The sequence below is a fragment of the Nostoc sp. DedQUE07 genome (assembly GCF_034530975.2).
GTDB lineage: Bacteria > Cyanobacteriota > Cyanobacteriia > Cyanobacteriales > Nostocaceae > Nostoc.
The window spans coordinates 48,910-55,316 of the sequence record NZ_JAVRCC020000047.1 but is presented as its reverse complement, the minus strand read 5'-3'; the positions used below and the strand labels follow the sequence as shown (position 1 = coordinate 55,316).

The window sequence follows — 6,407 nt, the reverse complement described above, 5'->3', positions numbered from 1 at the left end:
GATACTCATTAATGAGTCTTTGAACTCCTTTAATGAGCCTTTGATACTCATTAATGAGGCTTTGAACTCCTTTAATGAGGCTTTGAACTCCTTTAATGAGCCTTTGATACTCATTAATGAGTCTTTGAACTCCTTTAATGAGCCTTTGATACTTGCAGACGTAGCTTGGAACTTTTCCCCCTGTCCCCTGCCCCCTGCTCCTCATTCCCCAATGCCCAATTCAATTATGAAGAAGTGCTTCGGGAGAATTTACTGTATCTTCCGGTATGGAAGTTTCGCCTTCCAAGCCATTGATTCGACGGTAAAAATCTTGGAGGTAATTTAAATCTTGGGAAAAAAAGTTTTCCACGATTGCAGGAGTAACCTCTGATAAAGCACCCAAGTGGGTAATCACTCGTGACAAGATAATAATTGTGGCATAAACGGGATTTGCTTTAACGCGAGGGTCACGCAAGGGTGCAATTTCGTCTATCGCCGTTGATAACCGCATTACACCTTTGCGATGGAGGTTGCCTTCAGAGTCTAGATACCCCTTTGGCAGTGTAAATTCAAACTCTGTGGGAAACATAATTCTCCTAATTATTTCACGCGTTTAAATTCCTCAAAAGCAACCTCCACCTCCTCAATTTCGATGTCATGGCTGCGGGCGTTGACATCGGCAATCTTGTAACTTGCAGGCCAAGCACCGGCTAATTCAAATCTAGCTACTTCTTGATTTGCCTGATTATAAATAGACAAAGCAACAAGTCTACGTTGCTGTGACCAATTACCCTTTTCGACTTTTTCAAACCACTTCCAAAAATCCATAGAGTTAGTGGTTCCTCTACGCAGAATGAGATTACCACTCTTGGGATTGCTAGGAAGCTTAGTTCTCACCACCTGACCTTTTGATTGCCCTTTTGTACCCCAGGTTTGAGAAGTGACTTCAGTAATTTCAATAACCTCTTGTGTTCTTTTAAAGCCTTGACACTCCAAAAAGAAACAATTGGCATCGTTTTGACCTTCTAATGTCAGTTCTAAATAGAACCGATGGGCTGTCAAAACTTCTGGAATTCGGCTTGCGGATTGTACCACTGTTAAATAATTCGTAATTCGTAATTCGTAATTCGTAATTACGTTTTGTGACGGAGATTTAGCGCAAAGTGCGGTCTTCTCCCAAGGGGAGACGCTAAAAGCGATGGGGTCTCCCAAGAGGAGCAACTTTGCAAAACAGACTCCGACACAAAGCGTTCTGCCTGTAGAGGCTATGCAACTTAAACTCCCAAACCTTAATTACTGCATAAGCTAATTATTTGATTCGTTTAATTCCTTCGTGAACCAATTCAACAGTCTCATTTGCCATATCACCACCAGAGGCTGTTAAGGTAGGCCCGGTGTATTTACAGGGATAACAATTGACAATGTTCCACCGTGCTTTTTCTGAGCCTTGTTGGTCATAAGCAACCACCGAACCAGTCTTACGATTCTGTGCCCACTTGCGAGGGTCTCCCATGTCTTCGTTACAGTCTTGATACCATTTATAAAGGTCTATATCATCAGTGGCAATGACTTTTACTGTAATGTTGGTAAATTTCACAACAGTTGGTGTAGCTTGACGCATGAGTTTAGCGCCCTTAGATGAACCGTGAACTTCTTGCGCTGGTGTATTTTCAACGCCTAGTCCGCTAATTTCTTTGATGAATTTATCAGTAATTCCGTCAGCCTCGAAGTAAAACTTACAAGAGGTTAAAAATTCGCCTGCCATACTTTTAGACTCCTTTGTGTGTAATTAATTTTGAAATGGGGAACAAGAATTTTAGATTTTAGATATTGGATTTTAGATTGAAATTTAATCCAAAATCCGCAATCCAAAATCCAAAATTGAATTGCCCTATTCGCTATCTTCAATGCCATTCCATTGGCTGATGCGGAAAACAACAAATTCAGCCGGTCTTACGGGACAAACTCCGACTTCAATATATAAACGTCCTAAAATTCTGGTTTCTGGTGGGTTCAATTCTTCGTCGCACTTGACATAGAATGCTTGGGCTGGAGATGCCCCAAATAATGCACCTTCACGCCAGATACGTTCTAAGAAGTTACTGACAGTACGGGTTACACGCGCCCATAAATCTTGGTCGTTCGGTTCAAAAACTACCCACTGAGTCCCCAGTTCTAGGGATTTTTCGATATAACTAATTAATCTACGCACACTGATGTAACGCCACTCTGTTTTATCTGGCTCAACTAAAGTGCGTGCGCCCCAAATGCGGATACCTCGATTGGGGAAGCTGCGAATACAATTTATCCCCAAGGGATTTAATAGTTCTTGTTCGCGGAAGTTGGTGTCATAGCCCAAACCAATTACGCCTCTGGGAACTTCATTTGCTGGGGCTTTGTAAACTCCTCTGGTTTCGTCGGTGCGGGCCCAAACACCCATCACATGACCACAAGGAGGTACTAAAATTGGATTACCGCGATCGCGTGGATTAGGTACTTTAATCCAAGGATAATAAAGGGCCGCAAACATCGAACGACGGTTAAATCTATTCAACCATTCCACTACTTGCTGCGGTTTGACGGCATCCGGTGGCGCATCAAGTACAACCATGCGGTTGGGCGGATTGGGAATATCGCCACTGGCAGAACCCTCGCACATACTAATCATCAGTTCGATGATGCCGTGGACTTGATCTAAATTAAGTATCTGCTCTTGATAAGCCCGCATCACATCAGGACAGGCCAGCATTGTGATTTCATCAACTTCAAAGATACCGCGTACCCCGGTGCGATCGTCTCGAACCCCTTCTAAATTTTGCGAAAATCTATCAGGTGTGGCAGCAACAATGGGTGGCGCTAGTTCATATTGACCATTGACCGGACGACGAGCTAAAGGCTGTCCGCTTTGAGTTATGTCTTCTACGGTGATGTACATCGAATTTCTCAATGCCGTCACCGCATAAGTCGCTGCTTGAGCAGCAGGTTCGCGGTTCATTGTCAAGTTCTCGTATTCCTCTAGAAGCTCATCTCCCCGACGAATTTGGATGGTGAAATACTCGCCCGTATTTGGAGGTGCTTCTCCTTCAGTACCTTCAGGTAGGGCACGCGGTGAACCATCAATAATTACAAGATTTACTAATCCGCCTGATGCTTGTTCAGCACGCAAAGTAAAGCGGAGGGCTGGACGATTACCTCTAGAGTTGATTCTGAGGGTAGCCGGTTCTGGAGTTGCGGGTCTGGGTGCGTTTGGTAACTGAGTCCCAATGCTTGTTACCCAGCAGCGACCGCCACCATTCATAAAGTAGCCGTAGACTGAAAAGGGTAAATAGGCGTTGAAGTCGGTGAAGCCATCAGAGTTGAGACGGGCAAAGTAGTTTAAGTATTGCGTCCAAGTGGTTACTAGCATGGGCTTGTATAACTCAGCCCCACCGCGAACGTCTTCTGTAAAGCCTACAAATCCGGCAACTGCTGTGCTAACACCTTCAATTGGTCGGCTACCCCGGTCAATTTCTTCGATGTAAACACCAGGAGCAAAGTAATCAAGTCTAGCCATGAAAGTCTCTCCAAGTCAGTAAAAATCTAATTATTCAGGAGTTAGAAATATTTCTTTGAAAGTATTACTTTGGTTATCTACCAATGCATTGACGTTTTGGGGTAAATAGCCAGGATGATTCAGAGTCAAAACATAATTACCTAAATGAAGGTCTTCAAAGAAGAACAGCCCTTCTTTGGTGGTTAATATGGATTTTTCAGTTCCCCTCACAGCCACTTCTGTCGCTACCAGCGGCAAATTTGTCATCGCACTTTTGACAATACCTGCGATCGCAACTCGTCTGGTTAATACTAAACTGTCACTATCGCGAGACAATTGATTTCGCAAATTGAAAATTCGCTCCCAAACCAAAGGTACTGGAGTAGGTTGTGGCTCGAAGGGTATTGTAACTGTCAAATATAAGGCTGAACGCAATGGCACATTGAGAGCGCTCCATAAAGAGCCAATCTCAATTGGCGGCTCTAAGGCAACTGTCATGTTCAAATTACCATAGCCCCGCAATTCAGGAACCAAAAACTCCTCTTCCAAGGTGCGATGGCGCAACAGCACAGTCAACGCCTCACTAATAAAGTGATGCTCACCTAAAGCTGTTCTATCCCAGGCTGTTAATAGCAGCGAAACATCAAACCAAGCGGGTGCCCAATTTACAGTAGCAGGTTGTAGAGCGCGTGTTAGCTTGCGTTCTACTTGCCTGCCAGAATGTTGTACCTGCTTACTCTCACGTATATCAAAAATATATAAATTGAGAGTCGGGCCTGCTCCCTCTTCCCTACGATTACCAGGATGGCTAAAGTCAATTTGCTCTGTACTGGTAAGTGAGGTTCCTCCAGCGAGAATTTCGGCTAAAGTTTGAAGAACGAAGATAAGCATGAAGGTGTTCTGCTGGTAGCTAATCCAGATGCCTCTACAGTATATGTATCGGGCTTCTAAAGTTAATTAGACTTTTGTCGATATTTTTTAAATCGGGTATTGGGTCAAGAATCCGTAAAGTCGCAACTTCAGTTTGTAGATTAATCTGGAGCAGTTCTTAATTGAACGCACTACATACATTTTTTCTTGTGGGTGGGTTGAAAAGCATTGGTGTCAAGTTAGCCCAAATGTCAAAGGTATATTCATCGAATTCGGGCAGTTGTTTATTGAATTCGGGCAGCCGTTCATCGAATTCGGGGTGTTGTTTATTGAATTCGGGCAGCCGTTCATCGAATTTGGGGTGTTGTTTATTGAATTCGGGCAGCCGTTAATTGAATTCGGGCAGCCGTTTATTGAATTCAGGCAGCCGATTATTATTTTTGTTCAATTTTAATTTGAGGAGGATAAAACCTAAAGACAAAAAGACTTTTCATCCAGTCCCCAGCGATGCACTGCGCCGCCCTGAGCGTAGTCGAAGGGAGCTTGCCGAAGTGTCCCTAGCTATACTAATTGACCCCAGTGATTTCATCTTAACTTGAGACTAATGGCTGAAAAGACATCCTAAGTAGTCTATTAAGCTAACGAAAGCTTAGGTAAGTAGTAAGCATTTCAGTGCTTAACATCAGGACTAAAGTCCTTACTACAAACTTCTTTACACAGCAAAGTTAGCTTGATATACGTGTGAATACAAACCTTAATAATTATTTGGATGAATTATCCCAAAAGATAACTTAACAAAAAAATAAACATTGCTGAGACTGCATAATTTTATACTGGTCAGCAGAAGATTAAAAACATTTGGTTGCAAAAAGCGAGTGAAGCTATGACACTAGGCTTTTCTGTACAAAAACTAGACAATGGCTCTAATTATTTGACTTCCTCAGACATCCAAAGCTTTTGTCAGCTTGAGTCTGAGCAATTAACTAGTCAATATCCAATTTTATTTGCTCGTATTGTCTATCACGATCCATTATTGAGAACTAATCAAGAAGTTATAAATTATGGTCAAGACCAAACTCCTTTTTCTCCAAAAACTTTAGCTTATTTGCGTTCGGAAGCATGGCTGACAGATTTTCCGCCTGTTTTGAATTTACATGAATTTAAGCTTAAGGACTTTTCATCTATTTCTTACATTTGCCCCATATCTTATAGAAATCAGAAAATTGAATATATTCAAATCATTACTCATGAAGCTCTCTCACCGAGTTTACAACTATATGTAAAACGCTCTGCTATGCTGCTGAGTAAGTATGTAGATATTTCCTTGGACTATGGCAGACAAAAAACTGAAATTAAACTTTTAGAAGATATCCTACATAGAGTCGGTCATCAATTGCGTAACTCTTTAGGACTTATAGGATTGTATGCACATAATTTATGCTTAGGTTTAGAGGATAGCCCTTGGCAAGAGCAAGCAAAAATCATCGGCGAAAGTATACAAGACTTAGATACTAATTTAAATGAACTGATTGATTGCGGTCAAAGTGCAAAATTAAGGGTAACACTTCAAGATTTAAGAAGTTTAGTGGTTGAAAGTATCACAAATTTACAACCTATAATTAATCAAAAAAAACTTAAAATATCGATTCCCGATACATCGACAATATTGAAAATAGACAAATTACAAATGAAACAAGTTTTTGATAACATCCTCAGTAATGCCGCTCATTTCAGCCCTCATTCAGGAACTATTACCTGTAGCTGGCAAATTTTTCAAGATGAAGTTTTAATTAAAATCTCCGATCGAGGGCCAGGATTGTCTCAAGAAGACTTACAAAAAATATTTACTCCATTTTATTCCCGACGTAAAGGAGGTACAGGACTGGGTTTAACTATTGCTAAAAAAATTATTTTGGATCATCAAGGAAGTATCTGGGCACAAATTTTATCAGAAAGTGGGGCACAATTTTCGCTGATTTTACCTCGACCAAGGAGCGTAAATTAATTTATAATTCGTAATTCGTAA

7 protein-coding genes are annotated in these 6,407 nt (G+C 41.5%); 2 read left to right on the top strand and 5 right to left on the bottom strand.

From position 1 onward, the window contains the following. Nucleotides 1-220: 220 nt before the first annotated feature. From RMZ95_RS26585 to RMZ95_RS26565, 5 genes are all read right to left on the bottom strand, one after another. Nucleotides 221-568 (bottom strand): hypothetical protein, encoded by a 348-nt coding sequence (locus RMZ95_RS26585; protein WP_251959044.1) that lies wholly within the window; start codon nt 566-568, stop codon nt 221-223. Between the two features lie 11 nt (nt 569-579). After that, a complete protein-coding gene (locus RMZ95_RS26580; RefSeq protein ID WP_322686407.1) occupies nt 580-1,074 on the bottom strand; it encodes a phage tail protein in 495 nt (164 codons plus the stop codon). Between the two features lie 214 nt (nt 1,075-1,288). Then, a complete protein-coding gene (locus tag RMZ95_RS26575; RefSeq protein WP_094331970.1) occupies nt 1,289-1,744 on the bottom strand; it encodes a phage tail protein in 456 nt (151 codons plus the stop codon). Between the two features lie 126 nt (nt 1,745-1,870). Then, nucleotides 1,871-3,532, bottom strand: a complete 1,662-nt coding sequence (locus tag RMZ95_RS26570; protein WP_322686408.1) for a phage tail sheath family protein — start codon at nt 3,530-3,532, stop codon at nt 1,871-1,873. Nucleotides 3,533-3,562: 30 nt separating this feature from the next. Next, nucleotides 3,563-4,402, bottom strand: a complete 840-nt coding sequence (locus RMZ95_RS26565) for a Pvc16 family protein (RefSeq protein ID WP_322686409.1) — start codon at nt 4,400-4,402, stop codon at nt 3,563-3,565. Nucleotides 4,403-4,661: 259 nt separating this feature from the next. On the opposite strand from RMZ95_RS26565, the gene RMZ95_RS26560 reads away from it, so the two are divergent. Both RMZ95_RS26560 and RMZ95_RS26555 read left to right on the top strand, forming a co-directional pair. Next, entirely contained in the window at nt 4,662-4,835 is a 174-nt protein-coding gene (locus RMZ95_RS26560) for a hypothetical protein (protein ID WP_322686410.1), read from the top strand. Nucleotides 4,836-5,264: 429 nt separating this feature from the next. Continuing rightward, nucleotides 5,265-6,386, top strand: coding sequence for a HAMP domain-containing sensor histidine kinase (locus tag RMZ95_RS26555; protein ID WP_322686411.1), 1,122 nt, complete (start codon nt 5,265-5,267; stop codon nt 6,384-6,386). Nucleotides 6,387-6,407: the final 21 nt, after the last annotated feature.